The 14,941-nt window shown below is 57.3% G+C and carries 13 protein-coding genes; 9 read left to right on the top strand and 4 right to left on the bottom strand.

The window, feature by feature from the left end; genetic code table 11:
* Positions 1-231: 231 nt before the first annotated feature.
* The 5 genes from ACYQ15_RS11415 to ACYQ15_RS11395 all read left to right on the top strand — a co-directional run bounded on the left by ACYQ15_RS11415 (position 232) and on the right by ACYQ15_RS11395 (position 4,724).
* The gene (locus tag ACYQ15_RS11415) at positions 232-1,050 is read left to right on the top strand and encodes an alpha/beta hydrolase (protein WP_459937636.1); all 819 of its coding nucleotides are present in this window, start codon (positions 232-234) and stop codon (positions 1,048-1,050) included.
* 269 nt (positions 1,051-1,319) lie between these two features.
* On the top strand, positions 1,320-1,598 hold the full coding sequence (locus ACYQ15_RS11410) for a type II toxin-antitoxin system Phd/YefM family antitoxin (protein ID WP_459937635.1): 279 nt from the start codon (positions 1,320-1,322) through the stop codon (positions 1,596-1,598).
* A complete protein-coding gene (locus ACYQ15_RS11405; protein WP_459937634.1) occupies positions 1,585-1,986 on the top strand; it encodes a type II toxin-antitoxin system VapC family toxin in 402 nt (133 codons plus the stop codon). Before ACYQ15_RS11410 ends, ACYQ15_RS11405 begins: the two co-directional genes overlap by 14 nt.
* 136 nt (positions 1,987-2,122) lie before the next feature.
* Positions 2,123-2,722, top strand: a complete 600-nt coding sequence (locus tag ACYQ15_RS11400) for a LemA family protein (protein WP_459937633.1) — start codon at positions 2,123-2,125, stop codon at positions 2,720-2,722.
* 37 nt (positions 2,723-2,759) lie between these two features.
* Positions 2,760-4,724, top strand: a complete 1,965-nt coding sequence (locus ACYQ15_RS11395) for a M48 family metallopeptidase (protein WP_459937632.1) — start codon at positions 2,760-2,762, stop codon at positions 4,722-4,724.
* Between the two features lie 74 nt (positions 4,725-4,798).
* On the opposite strand, the gene ACYQ15_RS11390 is transcribed toward ACYQ15_RS11395, so the two are convergent.
* A complete protein-coding gene (locus tag ACYQ15_RS11390; RefSeq protein WP_459937631.1) occupies positions 4,799-5,437 on the bottom strand; it encodes an HAD family hydrolase in 639 nt (212 codons plus the stop codon).
* A gap of 339 nt (positions 5,438-5,776) precedes the next feature.
* On the opposite strand from ACYQ15_RS11390, the gene ACYQ15_RS11385 reads away from it, so the two are divergent.
* Both ACYQ15_RS11385 and ACYQ15_RS11380 read left to right on the top strand, forming a co-directional pair.
* Positions 5,777-7,381 carry an AAA family ATPase gene (locus ACYQ15_RS11385; protein WP_459937630.1) on the top strand — a complete coding sequence of 535 codons (1,605 nt, stop codon included), beginning with the start codon at positions 5,777-5,779 and terminating at the stop codon, positions 7,379-7,381.
* Positions 7,382-7,557: 176 nt separating this feature from the next.
* Complete coding sequence (locus ACYQ15_RS11380; protein ID WP_459937629.1) at positions 7,558-9,162, top strand: AAA family ATPase; 1,605 nt, start codon at positions 7,558-7,560, stop codon at positions 9,160-9,162.
* 157 nt (positions 9,163-9,319) lie between these two features.
* Here ACYQ15_RS11380 and ACYQ15_RS11375 read toward each other — a convergent pair whose 3' ends face one another.
* From ACYQ15_RS11375 to ACYQ15_RS11365, 3 genes are all read right to left on the bottom strand, one after another.
* Positions 9,320-9,631: an NUDIX domain-containing protein gene (locus tag ACYQ15_RS11375; protein ID WP_459937628.1), complete on the bottom strand. Its 312-nt coding sequence runs from the start codon at positions 9,629-9,631 to the stop codon at positions 9,320-9,322.
* Positions 9,632-9,636: 5 nt separating this feature from the next.
* The gene (locus ACYQ15_RS11370; protein WP_459937627.1) at positions 9,637-9,921 is read right to left on the bottom strand and encodes a hypothetical protein; all 285 of its coding nucleotides are present in this window, start codon (positions 9,919-9,921) and stop codon (positions 9,637-9,639) included.
* A 576-nt stretch (positions 9,922-10,497) separates the two neighbouring features.
* Positions 10,498-11,997, bottom strand: a complete 1,500-nt coding sequence (locus ACYQ15_RS11365; RefSeq protein ID WP_459937626.1) for a serine hydrolase — start codon at positions 11,995-11,997, stop codon at positions 10,498-10,500.
* Positions 11,998-12,411: 414 nt separating this feature from the next.
* Here ACYQ15_RS11365 and ACYQ15_RS11360 point away from each other — a divergent pair, with 414 nt between their 5' ends.
* On the top strand, positions 12,412-12,930 hold the full coding sequence (locus tag ACYQ15_RS11360; RefSeq protein ID WP_459937625.1) for a LexA family protein: 519 nt from the start codon (positions 12,412-12,414) through the stop codon (positions 12,928-12,930).
* A 125-nt stretch (positions 12,931-13,055) separates the two neighbouring features.
* Positions 13,056-14,843: an AAA family ATPase gene (locus ACYQ15_RS11355; protein WP_459937624.1), complete on the top strand. Its 1,788-nt coding sequence runs from the start codon at positions 13,056-13,058 to the stop codon at positions 14,841-14,843.
* The last annotated feature ends 98 nt before the right edge of the window (positions 14,844-14,941 follow it).

The following is a 14,941-nucleotide window of genomic DNA, read 5'->3' as shown; positions in this document are numbered from 1 at the left end:
TCTCATCGTCCGACCTTTGAGCAGTTACGATGAAGTGAATTCCGCCTTGATAGATTCCGGGAGAGTACCTATTCATCACCTTGCGGTTGCCGAGTTTGTCATCAAAATCGGTATCGGAAGCGAAGTCATATACAGTTTTGGAAACCGTTTTCGACCCCGATGCCGATAACCGGAGGAAGTGCGTAAAACAGAACGTGTGCTGAGTCGTTTACCAGGAGATTCCAGTCAACCATGTATACCACAGTTTCCATCGCCGTTGTCGCGGTTTTGCTCTATCTGGGGCTGACAGGACTGGTGTATCTGCGCCAGGATGCGCTGATTTATTATCCTGTTGCCGAAATCACACAGAATCCGGCGGACCACGGCTGGGAATTCGACGACCTGACCCTGCGCACGCAGGACGGCGTGAACATTCACGCCTGGTTCGTTCCCGTGGAAAACGCCCGGGGCGTGGTCTTATTCTGCCACGGCAACGCCGGAAACATCGGACACCGGCTGGATTCCATCCGAATCTTCCGCGACCTGGGGCTATCCGTGCTGATCTTTGACTACCGGGGCTTCGGCCGGAGCGAAGGTCAACCCAGTGAAAGCGGCACATATCAGGATGTCCGGGCTGCCTGGAAGTTTCTTCTTGCGGAAAAGGGTGTTGCTCCGGAACGGATTATCATTTTCGGACGATCCCTGGGCGGGGCCGTGGCCACCTATCTGGCCTCCAGCCAACCTGTGGGGGCATTGATCATCGAATCCGCCTTTACCTCGTTGCCGGACATGGCCGCCAGACTCTACCCGTTCCTGCCGGTGCGCTGGCTGGCGAAATACAACTACAATTCCCTGGCTCGAGTAAGCGATGTGCGGGCGCCCGTGCTGGTGGTGCACAGTCCCGAGGATGAATTGATCCCCTTCGCCCATGGGCAGGCCTTGTACGCAGCCGCACCGGAACCGAAGATGTTTTTGGAAATCTCCGGGGGCCACAACAGGGGCTTTCTGAGCTCCGGAGCGGTGTACGTGGAAGGGCTGCGATCGTTCCTGGAGCAATATGTTCTCGAATAAAGACATTGTCCATCTTGACAGCCCCTGGCCTCCACCCAGATTTTCCAACCGAATGACTGGGCACAAGGTCCCTCGTCTCCCACTGAATGAACATGCGTTCGGCGAAATTCGGTCAGAACAGACTGAAGACCCGGCGTAGCGCTTGATCAAACTGCTCCATGACCTCCATGGCAAGTTCACACCGAATCGCTACCGAACTTGATTTTGAGGTTCGCCGTTGATATTGTTTGCCTAAAGGTCATTATGACCATTTTGAGGAGGTATTAATTATGCCGGAAGTGTCTGTGGCTGAAATAAAAGGTCATCTGTCGGAATTTATCGCCAAAAGTGCCTATGCCGGGGAGCGCTTCATCATTACCAAAAGAAACAAACCTGTTGCCGCCCTGGTCAGTCTCGAAGACCTGCGTGTCATCGAACAGCACGAACAACGTGAAGGGCTCGCGTCCATTGCCGGCAAATGGAAGGATTTCGAGGAGGTGGGGGAGCAGATCGAAGACCTGCACCAGGTGCGAAACGATTCAGGAACACGAACCGATGTTTCTCTTTGACACCGACGTCATCACCAATGTCCTGAAAAAACACCCCTCTCAAATCTTGCTCCAACGCCTTGCCGTGGTGCCGAGGAACCAACAATACATTTCCAGCGTAACCGTGACGGAGATCGTTTACGGCGCGATGAAGAGCACTCGACCCGCATACCACCTTGGCAATCTGGAGAAAGTCCTGTTGCCTTCCGTGAATGTCGTCAATTTTGACGCAAAGGCCGCTTATGTTTGCGGACGCATCCGGGCGGAACTGGAGCGCATAGGCCAACCGCTGGATCTTGCGGACCTCCAGATCGCCGCGACGGCCATTGCGGAGGATTTCACCCTGATAACCGGAAACACAAGACATTTCATCAGGATCAGGGAGTTGAACGCCGAAAACTGGCTGTGACGGGCAAGGGTTGTTTACTGTGGTCGTTTTACAGCAACCGTTGACAAGCCCGGCGTTTTGAACAACTTCAAAAACTCGTTCGAAGCAGCAACTTGGTCACCTCCCCTCCTTTTCGCCCTCAAACAGGAGAATCGTCATGTCCAATTCGTTGATCGTGGTGCTGGTCGTACTCGTCGTACTTGTCGCCCTTGGATTCCTGATCGTCGGCATCTACAACCGGCTGGTCACCTTGCGAAACCGGTACAAGAACGCCTTTGCCCAGATCGATGTGCAGCTCAAGCGACGCTACGATTTGATCCCAAATCTGGTGGAAACGGCCAAGGCGTATCTGGCGCATGAACGGGGCACCCTGGAAGCGGTGATCATGGCGCGCAATCAGGCTCATGGGGCCATGCAAGCCGCGGCGGCCAATCCCGGACAGGCCACGGCCATGGCCGGTCTGGCCGGAGCGGAAGGCATGCTCTCCGGAGCGCTTGGACGACTGTTCGCCCTGGTGGAGAACTATCCGGACCTGAAGGCCAACCAGAACATGATGCAGCTGACCGAGGAGCTGACCAGCACGGAAAACAAGGTGGCCTTCGCCCGCCAGGCTTTCAATGACAATGTGATGACCTACAATATCTACCGGGAATCATTTCCGCAGAACATGTTCGCCGGAATGTTCGGCTTTGAGCGCGCCGCCCTGCTGGAGTTTGATGGCAGTGAATTCCGTGAAGCGCCGAAAGTGCAGTTCTAGCGTCAATTGTATCGAAACCCATATTTCCGACAAAGTCATGGATTTCTTCGAGAGCCAGGAAAGGGCCCGCCGTAGAAGCGGCTTGATGGTCGTGCTGTTTATTGTGGCTACGGCAGGAATCGTGCTCACGGTCTACCTGCTGGTGTTTCTGCTGCTGATGGTCGAGGCGCCGACAGTGGCTGCGGCATGGCGGGATTTTCTCGGCATGATCGAATTCCTGATCCTGCTGGGCGTGATCATCCTTTTCATCATCGGATCCGGCACCCTGTTCAAGATGGCCCAGTTGCGCCGGGGCGGAGCAGCCGTTGCCGAATTGCTGGGCGGTCGCCTCCTCGCCCCGGACAGCCGCAATCCGGATGAACGCAAGGTCCTGAACGTGGTTGAGGAGATGGCCATTGCTTCCGGCGTGCCGGTTCCACCGGTCTATTTTCTCGACCAGGAAAGCGGCATCAACGCCTTTGCCGCGGGGCAGACGCCCGGAGACGCCGTTATCGGGCTGACCAACGGCAGCGCCAGGCTCTTGAGCCGTTCGGAACTGCAGGCCGTGATCGGCCACGAGTTCAGCCATATCCTGAACGGCGACATGCGATTGAACATTCGTTTGATGAGCGTGATCCACGGCCTGATCATTCTCGGTCTGGCCGGACGGATGATGCTGCGCATGGCCGTTTATAGCGGAGGGCGTTCCAGGGATCGCAAGGCGTCCGCATTGCCCCTGTTGGCCGGCGTTGGGTTCATCATTGCCGGTTCCCTGGGCATGTTTTTCGGCAGCATGATCAAGGCTGCGATTTCCAGGCAGCGTGAGTACCTCGCCGACGCCTCGGCCGTGCAGTTCACCAGGGATGCCCAGGCCATGGCCGGCGTGCTGAAAAAGATCGGCGCCCTGTCTCAGGGATCGCGGCTGGAACACCAAAATGCGGCCCAGGCCAGCCACATGTTTTTCGCCCAGGGCGTGGGAGGGTTCATGAATTCCCTGTTCGCCACCCATCCACCCCTGGAGGAACGCATCCGGCGGGTGGATCCGCGCTGGGATGGGACATATCCGGTCCTGACCGAGCATGTTTCACCGGATGCCCGGAACGACCGGCATGCACAGCGAGAGGATTTCGCCTTCTCCGGTTTGGCCCCGGCCGCCTCCGCCGATCCGGCAGACGCGGCCAGAACTCCCCGAGCCGCGGAATTGACCGCCACGGTGGGGCAGTTGGACGAGGCCCATGTGGTCCACGCCCAACTGCTTAAACGCCGAATTCCTCCGCATCTTGTGGAAGCCGCTCACGATCCGGTCCACGTCTTCGCTGTTGTATTTGCGCTGCTCCTGGACAAGAACCAAGTCGTGGTCGAAAAGCAGCTGGATGCCATTGGAGCCGGATTCGGAACGGTCCTCAAACAGGACGTCCTCAATTTCGCTGCCGCGAATGTACGGCCGGAACTGCGTTTGCCGCTGCTGGACCTGTGCTTCCCCGCCCTGCGCCGGATGCCTTTTGATCGTTACCCCGTCTTCCAGAACACGCTGCAGGCGATGATCAGGGCCGATGGGCGGGTGGGGCTTTTTGAATGGGCCGTGCACCATGCCGTGCTGCGCCATCTTGAACCCTCCTTTGAAAACCGGAAGTCGCACGTGTTCGGCCATGTGGCCCTGCATCAGGCGGCATTCGAAATATCGCTGATTCTCTCGGCCCTGGCCCATGTGGGCGCCAAGCCTGAAGACGTGGCCATGGCCTTTGCCAAGGGAACAGAGGAACTGCGCCTGCCCGGCCTCGAACTGCGATCCAGGAAAGAATGCGGCATCCAAGCTCTGGACCGGGCCCTGGAAAAACTGAACCGACTCCGGGAATCATCCAAGCGGGATCTGATCACGGCCTGCTCCGAAGTGATCGTGGCGGACGGGATGGTCAGCATCCCCCAGGCGGAAGTGCTGCGAGCCGTCTGCGACGCTCTGGAATGCCCGATGCCGCCGCTGCTGCCGGGGCAGACGGCTCAGCCTTCCCCCCATGATTCGTGACACTAGAATTCGGTATCTGACGGTATCTGGCGTTATCTGAGCATGTCTCCGCAACGATTGGCAGGCGTTTCCAATTATGCGTGAAATTCCTGAGCCAATCCGGGACAAATCTGACGCATCCGGAACATAAAATCGGCTCGACCCGTAAAGTGGATCGTTTGCAAGCCCAGACCAGCGGCCCGTTGCACATGCCCTGCGTTGTCGTCCACAAACAGGGTGCGTTCTGGAGCCAGATCGAGTTCCGCCAGGACGCGCTGGAAGGTTTCCGGTCGGTACTTGCTCAGCCCCAGCCGGTAACTGTTGAAAACCTGCTCGAAGAACTGATAAAATCCATACCGCTGATCCAACTCCTCCAGCCAGTTGGTCTGGTCGCTGAGGATGGCCACCCGGATCCCGGAGGCATCAAGAAGCCGTACGATTTGAAGCATCCAGGGCCGTGGGACGAACCGCTCCAGAATGTTTTTCCTGATCGTGTCTACCGGCGCGGGCAAGCCGACGCGAGCCTCGAGAGCAATCCAGAATGCCGCCTCGTCGATGCGTCCCTCAAGATAGCCCGATTCAAAAATAGCTTGACTGACCTGGCCGAAAAAATCCATCCCGTTTCGGCCGTTTTCCTCGGCAACGGCGCACAATCCCTGAAAAAAACCTTCCTCAGCCAGCACCCCGCCGAAATCAAAGAGCACCCCATCCACCCCGCACGGCAACGTCATCATCCATCCTCCTGCATGTTCGACGTCAAGACGTCAATAGCAAATATCTCGTTATTTTCGAGCCTGACCATTGGGAAAAGTCTCAACGGCACAGCCTTCATCAGTATTATTCCAGCTTGTTGCCGCTACACCATGGCTCATCCAAATGAATACTTCATGTTGTCACCGTGACGATTGTGCATCGAAGATTCCACGTCATCTTGCTCCTGACGGGAATTGCTCCTAAAGTCCAACAATCTGCGCGGGACATGTCCGCGATCTTCATCTATTCGACATCTTTAATTGATCATGGGCATGAGCAGGAAGTCGTCATCCCTCAGCCGCTTCGGCCAAGGAGCTTCCATGGAAAAGTTCTTCAATACATCCGGCCCCATCAAGCCCGAACACCATTACAACATTCCGCCCCTGCACCGGGTGGACTGGGATGAAGTCAACCACCTGATCCGCTCGGAACGCTATTTCGTCCTACACGCACCGCGTCAGACCGGCAAGACGAGTACGCTTTTGGCCATCATGGCCGAGTTGAACCGGGAAGGTCGCTTTGACTGCACCTACGCCAACATCGAGGGGGCCCAGGCAGCCCGGGGGGACGAGACCAAGGGGATTGTCACAGCCTGCAGCGCCATAGCCGGGTCTATCCGTCTTTATCTGAACCAGCCCGAAGTCTTTGACTGGTTGAATTCCACGGGTCGCGAGCAACCGGCCCCCGATCTCTTGCGCCAGATGCTGGAGCGTTGGTCGCAAATCTCGTCCAAGCCGGTGGTCCTGCTCCTGGACGAGGTGGACGCCCTGATCGGCAATACCCTGATCTCCCTGCTGCGGCAGATCCGGGCCGGATACGCCCAGCGTCCCGCCGCCTTCCCCCAGAGCATCGTTCTTTGCGGGGTGCGAGACGTACGCGATTACCGGATGCACGGCGCGGGGGAAGAGATCATCACAGGCGGCAGCGCCTTCAACATCAAGGCAAAATCTTTGCGCATGGGCAATTTCATTCAGGAGGAAGTCGTGGCCTTGTGGCAACAGCACATGGAAGCCACGGGTCAGGTATTTGCTCCGGAGATTTTCGACGAACTGTGGCTGGACACCATGGGCCAACCCTGGCTGGTCAACGCCCTGGGTTATGAAGTGACCTGGGAAAACAGGGAAGCCCGGGACCGGACGCGCGCCATCACACTGGAGGACTACCGGGCCGGCCGGGAGCGACTGATCCTGTCCCGGGCCACGCATCTGGATCAGTTGGCGGACAAGCTCAAGGAACCGCGGGTACGGGCAGTCATTTCTCCCTTCCTTCAGGGTCGCTCCGAAGAGGGGATGCAGCCCGACGACGTGGATTACGTGTTGGACCTGGGCCTGCTGCGCCGGGAGATCAATGGTCGATTGGAGATTTCCAACGCCATCTACCGGGAGGTTATCCCCCGGGAGCTGTCCTGGGGCAGCCAGATGGTCATCGAGCAGAACCGGGCCTGGTATGTGGGGCCGGATCACCGGCTGGACATGGATGGGCTCCTGGCCGCATTTCAGCGTTTCTTCCGGGAGAACTCCGACATCTGGCTGGAGCGTTTCAACTACAAAGAGGCCGGTCCGCAACTGCTGATGCAGGCCTTTCTGCAGCGCATCGTCAACGGCGGGGGGCGGCTGAGCCGGGAGTACGGCCTGGGACGCCGCCGCACGGACCTGTTTTTGGAATGGCCCCTGGACGAAGCCGCCGGCTTATTCGGGCCCGTGCAGCGGGTGGTCATCGAACTGAAACTGCTCCATGCCCGGAAAAGTCTGGAAACCACTCTCGCCGAGGGCCTGGAGCAGACCGCCGACTACGCCGACCGGGTCGGCTCGGAAGAAGCCCACCTGGTCATCTTTCACCGCGACCCGGAGATGAGCTGGGAAGAGCGGATCTGGAAGCGGCGGGAACGGCATGGAGCATGGGAGATCGAGGTCTGGGGGTGTTAGGGATGCTGGAATGCTGGGATGGTGAATCGTTCGCACTCTCAAGCGAGGAGGTATCGGGCGTTCCAGCCTTCTCAGGAATGGATCGAGCATGGCATTCTGTCCCATTCCATGCCTGTTGCGGTCCACATGAAATCAGTCAACAACTGTCCCTCAGCCGCCTCGGCCAAGGAGCACTCATGGAAAAATTCTTCAACACATCCGGACCCATCGACCCTGCCGATCACTATTCCCTGCCCCCGCTCCACCGCGTGGATTGGCAAGAAGTCAATCACTTGATCCGGACCAAGCGCTATTTCGTCCTCCACGCTCCGCGTCAGACAGGCAAGACAAGTACACTTTTGGCCATCATGTCCGAATTGAATCAGGAAGGTCGGTTTGACTGCTCCTACGCAAACATCGAGGGGGCCCAGGCCGCGCGGGGTGACGAGACCAAGGGGATTCCGGCGGTGTGCAGCGCAATTTCACGGGGTGTACACAACCACCTGAAGGATGAGCGAATCAAGGATTGGCTTGAGGGAGAGGGCCGGAACACGGTGGTCCATGACCAACTCACGAGCCTGCTGGAGCATTGGTCGCAAATTTCATCCAAGCCAGTGGTTCTTCTCTTGGACGAGGTGGATGCCCTGATCGGCGACACCCTGATCTCTCTGCTGCGGCAGATTCGGGCCGGATACGCCCAGCGTCCCGCCGCCTTTCCCCAGAGCATCGTTCTTTGCGGGGTGCGGGACGTACGGGATTACCGAATGCATGGCACGGGAAAGGAGATTATCACCGGCGGCAGTGCCTTCAACATCAAGGCCGAGTCACTTCGCATGGGCAATTTCACGGAGGAGGAAGTCCGGACCTTGTGGCGACAGCATACCGAGGCCACGGGCCAGATCTTTGCTCCGGAAATTTTCGAGGAATTGTGGCTGGACACCCGTGGCCAGCCTTGGCTGGTCAACGCCCTGGGGCACGAGACGACCTGGAAGGACAAGTCCGCCCGGGATCGGACTCGCACCATCACCCTGGAGGACTACCGCGCCGGTCGGGAGCGGCTGATTCTGTCCCGAGCCACGCACCTGGATCAGTTGGCTGACAAGCTCAAGGAGCCGCGGGTGCGCACCGTGGTCGCGGCCCTGCTCTCCACGGAACAGACCGGGATGCAGATGCCCGACGACGATTTGCAGTATGTCGAAGACCTGGGACTGATCCGCATTCGTCCCCATCTCGCCGTCAGCAATCGCATTTACCAGGAGATCATCCCCCGCGAGCTGACCTGGTCCACCCAAACCATGATCGCCAATCAGGAACTGGCCTGGTACCTGACTCCGGATCACCGTCTGGACATGGGCAAGCTCCTTGCCGCGTTTCAGCAGTTTTTCCGTGAAAATGGCGAAAGCTGGGTGGAGCGTTTCGAGTACAAGGAGGCCGGCCCGCAACTGCTGCTCCAGGCGTTCCTGCAGCGCATCCTCAACGGTGGCGGTCGGTTGAACCGGGAATTCGGCTTGGGTCGTCGCCGCACGGATCTGTTTCTGGAATGGCCCCTGGACAAAGCCGCCGGCTTTTTCGGCCCTGTGCAGCGGGTGGTCATTGAACTGAAACTGCTCCATGCCCGGAAAAGCCTGGAATCCACTCTGGCCGAGGGCCTGGAGCAGACCGCTGACTACGCGGACAAGGTTGGCTCGGAAGAAGCCCACCTGGTCATCTTTCACCGCGACCCGGACATGAGCTGGGAAGAACGGATCTGGAAGCGGCGGGAGCGGTATGGAGGATGGGAGATCGAGGTTTGGGGATGTTGAAGGATGGTTTCAGCCTCATGATAATCTTGGCTGCAAAGTTGCGGCCACTCGCAACAACATTCCCCGTAACCAGGAAAGGTAGGCAAGCAGCACGGGCACGTCCGCCTCGGCCCAATCCTGGCCGGGCAGTTCTTCTGGCAGCAGCTAGGCCGCCTGGTCATGCTCGGTCAACGTGAATCGGCTCGATCCAACGGTAGCAGATATAGGGATGAAGGGTCACCCCAAAGAAGGTGTAGCGATGGCTCACCGGAGGAAGGGCCGTGTTGATCGTCACGACCATATCCAGTTCCTCTTGGACTTCCCGAAGCAGGCAGGTCCGCTGGTCTTCTTCAGGGCTGATCTTGCCCCCAGGAAACTCCCACTTCAGAGGCAGACGCATGAACAACCCGCGCCTGGCCGCCAGAACCAGACCGCCATGCTCGATGATGGCGCAGGAAACGTGGATATGGTTGCTTTTTTCTTTTCGCACCCAGTCTACGCCTCATCGCCGGTTTCGTTGACGAGACGGGTATCCCGGCTGATCCAGTGGCTGCACCTGCGGATCAGTTCTTTCACGACAAGCTCCCTGTTCAGCCCTTCACTCCATTTCGGAAACATCCCCAAAACCATATCGATCTTTTCCGAGATCAGATCGGAATTGATGGCTGTCCTGTCTTCCTCATCAAGCAGGAGTTCCTGGGCGATCTTGATGACCTTTTGACCATGATCGAAATTTGTGCCTTCATTGACCATCTCCTCGAGGGTTACGCTCCAAATCATGATTTCCGCCCTCTTCGGGGCAGGAGTGGATCAGTCAAATCGATGATCAGGACATCGTAGCCGACTCGAACCGTGTCCGAAATAGCCTGAACATCCTGGGCAGGGTCAAAAGGGATCAATTCGATTCTGGCGGATCGTAGCTGCACAGGCTCACAGAGAGCGAGCCGCTGCCTAAATCCATCTCCAGCATGTGAATCCGGCCACCGGGCCATTAAGTGTTCTATAGAACTGGGTATGTCTTAACGGCGCGGCTGGAGCCGACAAAGCGAAAGTCGCGGCTGGACGTATTACGTTTGGACCGATCGAAGACCGTACGTCCAGCCTTTTTCGCCACACGGTCTCTCATTCCAGTTGCTATTGAATTGCCACACGACCACCATCATTCTGTAATATTGCCGGGCATACCTGGACGGCATTGCTTTTCCGGATCATTGATCCCCTGGCCCCGCCCCCTCCGCCCTCCCCATCATCCTGTCAGCGGGGTGGCCTTGAGCTCCTCCAGCTTCGACTATCGTTTCGACAGCAGCAAGATCGAATCTGCATTCGGCCTGCAAGCGACGCCCTACCGGGAGGGGATCAGAGCGACACTTTTCGTGCTGTAACGCACATCTGGGGAATGCTGAAACCGGTTGTCCGGCCTTGGGCGTCTACGCTGAAGACAAGAGTGCCATTAAAGTCTCCTCTGAAGAGAAATTCATCCTGCGCCACCGGATACAGATCCATTCGTCCCGATCCATCGGCATGAGCCAATCGGAGCATCAGGCCGGAATCTTCCAGGTAAACCTGAAAATCCATGTCAATGGCCTCATTGCCCGTGGGTCTGTACGTGCCAACATACGTTCCGACATATGACAGCAGGGTCGCTCGTGGCACATCCACGAGCTGTGCTTCCTCGGGTTCCTCAATGTCCGGCCAGCCGTACGCCCTGGCGACGCTTCTCACGATCTCGAACACCAGCGAGGTACCGCTTTCACCGTTGGTCATCACGACCACGCCCTGCCCCCGATCCCGCCAACCCATGAAATAGGTTCTATATCCCCGGTTGCCGCCGGTATGCTTGAAGACCAGGTCGTCGGCCCTGGTCTCGACTTTAAAGCCCAGGCCGAACTCCGAGTTCGGCCTCAGGGTCAGGATGTTCATCGCTGTCTTCTGTTCCAATGCGATCCCATGCCCCCTGGCCGCGTTGATCATTTCAACGAGCAGAAGACCAAGGTCGGATGGCGTGGTCCAGAGGCCGGCGGCAACGAGTTCGGGATACGTATTCCATCCTCCAGGAACGACGCTCCCGTCCCCGTCGTGGCCTTTGGCCGCGTTGGTTGCCAACGGACCTTCCAGGGGTTGCGCGAAGTCGCTCCTGGACATGCCCAGGGGGGTGAACAGATGACGCTGCATATATTCACGCAAAGGCATCCCGGTCACCTCCTGGGTCATCAAATGCAGCACTTCCATTCCCCCACCCGAGTAGGAACCTTTCGTTCCCGGAACGTAGACCACTTCAACGGGCTGGCTGTTGGAGGGTGAAATGCCCTGGAGAATCTGCAAAATCGTCGGTAACGCCTCGCCGGGCGCATATCCGTCGAATCCTCCGACGCTCGTCCCCCCGGTATGCGACATCAGCCGCTCCACCGTGGCCTTCTCTCTGATTGTGTGGACAGTATCGGGAAGAATCCAGGAGGTGAGGTAGTCGTTCACGTTGCGGGTGATGTCCAGGGTCCTGGACTGCGCGAGCAGCATGATCCCGGTCACGGCAACGGGTTTGCTGATCGAACAGGCCTGGAAAACGGTGTGCCAGTTGACCGCCCTGCTTCCTCCGGCCTCGAGCACCCCATACCCCTTGGCCCATTCGACAACCCCGTTGTTGACCACGGCGATTCCAACTCCGGGAACCCTGAAATGTCGCATCCTGTCTTCCAGGTGCAGCAGGGGCGATTCCTCGCCGGCCTTGATCACGGCGGGTATCAGGGAATTCTCAACGGCGGCGACGTGTCCGGACTCTTCTCCGCTCCCACCTCCGCAGCCGGTGATCAGCACGATGATGAAGATCAAGAGGGAAAAAGTACGGATTGATTTTCTCATGGGGGTTTTCCTCACGAAAGCGATGACGACATTTCCCTGGCCGCCTCAGTTCCCGACGCCCCCCCCGGCGGCATTCAGGAAGACGCTCCGGCGAGGCAAAAAAGTACACGGAATCGTCTACGTAAAGCGGAATTTTTATGTCGTCCATAACCTGGAGAGCATCTTCTTGGCAATAGCGAACAAGGAAGAGCATTCGCTTGATTGTTACGGAAGCGGAAGATAATTTGTGCGAGACAGATATCAGGATGGATTCGAGCGGGTTGACGCACCTGGTGGCAATCAGAAGAAGATCCCAACCATCGCGTGCAATTGGATATACTACCTCTGGCCCGGCACCACGCCAGTAATTTCGTTAGAGCACTGCGTATGAGAAAAACACGATAGATCACAAGATATGAGGGATGGTGAATCAGGGTGAACGTTAAGGTTCAGGTGGAATTATGCGCATCCACAACAGGTACAGACAAAGAGGAGATGCACGGGGCTGCACGGCACCTTACGAACAATAAAGAAAGTGTGGTCGTGTATGCTTCAGATGATAAACCCGACACCATAGTGGCTGAGTTTACAATCAATAAGGCAAGGCAAATGGAAGTGGTCGATAGAATCGCCAGAGAGTTCAAATTCAGGATAAGCCACTACAGCCAGTCAACCATATCCTTTCCAGAAGCTTCCTCAAGGTGTACTCCAAATTCGAAAAGCCGCTACACGCGCAAACAGGGTCAGTATCTGGCTTTCATATACTACTACACCAAGCTCAACGGCTATCCACCGGCAGAGGCCGACATGCAAAGGTATTTCAAGACCACGCCTCCCGCCATCCATGGCATGGTGGTGCAGCTTGCGAAAAAAGGCTTCATCGAGAAGAAGCCCAACGAACCACGCAGCATAAGGCTCCTTCTGTCACGGGAGGAACTTCCAGACCTGGAATAGCCGGCCATGCTGCACCTGCCCGTGGGCATCAACACCTTTTCCACCATCCGCTCCACCTTGTCCCTTGGAAAAATTGCATTTACGTTCAACCTCAAGCCACAATCACCAGCCTCCACGAGGCGACCATGCAGTTCCCCTACGGCATCAGCAATTTTCGCGATATCGCCACCAACGGCTATTTCTATGTTGACCGCACGGATCGGATTCCCCTGCTGGAACGCGGGAAATACCAGCTTTTCATCCGGCCCCGGCGCTTTGGCAAGAGCCTGCTCCTGTCCACCCTTTTCAGCTATTACGATTTGGCTTCGGCCCATCTTTTTGACGTGATGTTCGGCCACCTGGCCATCGGCCGGAATCCAACCCCGTTGCGCAACAACTCGTTCATGCTGCAGCTGGACTTTTCCTGCGTGGACCCCACGGGAACGGTGGACCAGATCAGGCGGGCGTTGCATGATCATGTCAATATTCGGATCGAAAGTTTTTTGAAGTACTATCAGGATCATGGCGTCCACGGAGTGAACATTGACCCGGATAACGCCCTCAGCTCACTGGAATCACTCGCATCCTCAGTCCAGGCAAGCGACCGGCCGCTCTTTCTGCTCATTGACGAATACGACAACTTTGCCGACGAAGTCATGATGAGCGCCCAGAGGGACTCCCAGCGGCGCTACGAGGCCCTGGTCTTTGAGGAAGGACCGTTGCGCACCTTGTTCAAGGCCGTGAAATCCCTGGCCGGACAGGGCCTGATCGACCGGATCTTCATCACCGGGGTTTCGCCGGTGGTCATGAGCGATATCACCAGCGGGTTCAATATCGCTGAAAACATCTATCAACGCCGGCAACTTAACGATCTCTGCGGGTTCAGGGAAGAAGAAATCGCTCGGGGCATGGATATTGTCGCGGAAGCCTGCGAGCTGGATGCGGCAGCGCGAAAGCAGGCTCTGGAAATGATGCGGACGTGGTACAACGGATATCGGTTTTCCCCGGATGATGACGGCAAACTGTATAACCCTACCCTGGCCCTGTATTTCTACAAAATATTTTCCTTGGACTGTAACTATCCCAGAGAGATGTTGGACGATAATCTGGCCACGGACCGGTCCAAGCTGGAATACCTGGCCCAACTCCCCGGTGGCGGGCAGTTGTTGCTGGATCTCCTGGCTGAGAGCGCCCAGGTCCAGGTGGAGCGCCTGGCCAATCGCTTCGGGATGCGGGACATGCTCCGGGACCAGAGCAAGGACAACACCTTCATGGCTTCCCTGCTGTACTACTTCGGCGTACTTTCCCTGGAGGGCCAGACTCCTGACGGTGAGCTGCTCCTCCGGGTGCCCAACTTGGTGATGCGCAAGCTTTACGTGGAACAGATCGCAGAAATGCTCCTGCCTGATCCCATGCTTCGTGACGAGGGCAAGGACGCCGCCAAGCAACTCTATCAAAAGGGCGACATGGCCCCGCTGTGCTCTTATGTGGAAGAAAAGTATTTCAAGGTCTTCCACACCGCGGACTACCGCTGGGCCAACGAGCTGACGGTGAAGACGGCCTTTTTGACCCTGCTGTACAATGACATCCTCTACGTCATGGACTCGGAGCCGGAACTGCAACGCCGCCGGGCAGACCTGACCATGATTATCCGACCTGATGCCAGGCGGTTCACGATTCTGGATATCCTCATCGAGTTCAAGTTCGTGACCCTCAAGGATGCCGGAATCAGCGGTGAGCGGGCTTTGGGGATGAATGCCGAGGATCTGCGCGGTCTGCGGTTGATGCGCCAAGCCATGGACGAAGCCCGGGACCAGGTAGGGCGGAACATGGAGATATTGAACCAGCGGTATGGGAATTTGCGGCTGCGCGGGTATGCGGTGGTCAGTTTGGGGTTTGAGCGGATTTGGTGGGAGGAGATTGACATGGAGTGAAGGGGAAACAATGGAATTGTGGTCCCCAAAACCGGACAGCAATGTTCCCATGAAAATCTGGATTATCAATCCTGATTTTCATGGTCAACGATGATCTC

The organism is Desulfonatronum parangueonense (genome assembly GCF_054656975.1).
This window is presented reverse-complemented; position numbering and strand designations above follow the sequence as displayed.

Excerpts from the sequence above, each read along its gene's own strand:
- ACYQ15_RS11400 (WP_459937633.1), top strand. The coding sequence starts at position 2,123 with ATGTCCAATTCGTTGATCGTGGTGCTGGTCGTACTCGTCGTACTTGTC.
- ACYQ15_RS11405 (WP_459937634.1), top strand. The coding sequence starts at position 1,585 with ATGTTTCTCTTTGACACCGACGTCATCACCAATGTCCTGAAAAAACAC.
- ACYQ15_RS11385 (WP_459937630.1), top strand. The coding sequence starts at position 5,777 with ATGGAAAAGTTCTTCAATACATCCGGCCCCATCAAGCCCGAACACCAT.
- ACYQ15_RS11380 (WP_459937629.1), top strand. The coding sequence starts at position 7,558 with ATGGAAAAATTCTTCAACACATCCGGACCCATCGACCCTGCCGATCAC.
- ACYQ15_RS11370 (WP_459937627.1), bottom strand. The coding sequence starts at position 9,921 with ATGATTTGGAGCGTAACCCTCGAGGAGATGGTCAATGAAGGCACAAAT.
- ACYQ15_RS11365 (WP_459937626.1), bottom strand. The coding sequence starts at position 11,997 with ATGAGAAAATCAATCCGTACTTTTTCCCTCTTGATCTTCATCATCGTG.
- ACYQ15_RS11355 (WP_459937624.1), top strand. The coding sequence starts at position 13,056 with ATGCAGTTCCCCTACGGCATCAGCAATTTTCGCGATATCGCCACCAAC.
- ACYQ15_RS11390 (WP_459937631.1), bottom strand. The coding sequence starts at position 5,437 with ATGATGACGTTGCCGTGCGGGGTGGATGGGGTGCTCTTTGATTTCGGC.
- ACYQ15_RS11410 (WP_459937635.1), top strand. The coding sequence starts at position 1,320 with ATGCCGGAAGTGTCTGTGGCTGAAATAAAAGGTCATCTGTCGGAATTT.
- ACYQ15_RS11395 (WP_459937632.1), top strand. The coding sequence starts at position 2,760 with ATGGATTTCTTCGAGAGCCAGGAAAGGGCCCGCCGTAGAAGCGGCTTG.
- ACYQ15_RS11415 (WP_459937636.1), top strand. The coding sequence starts at position 232 with ATGTATACCACAGTTTCCATCGCCGTTGTCGCGGTTTTGCTCTATCTG.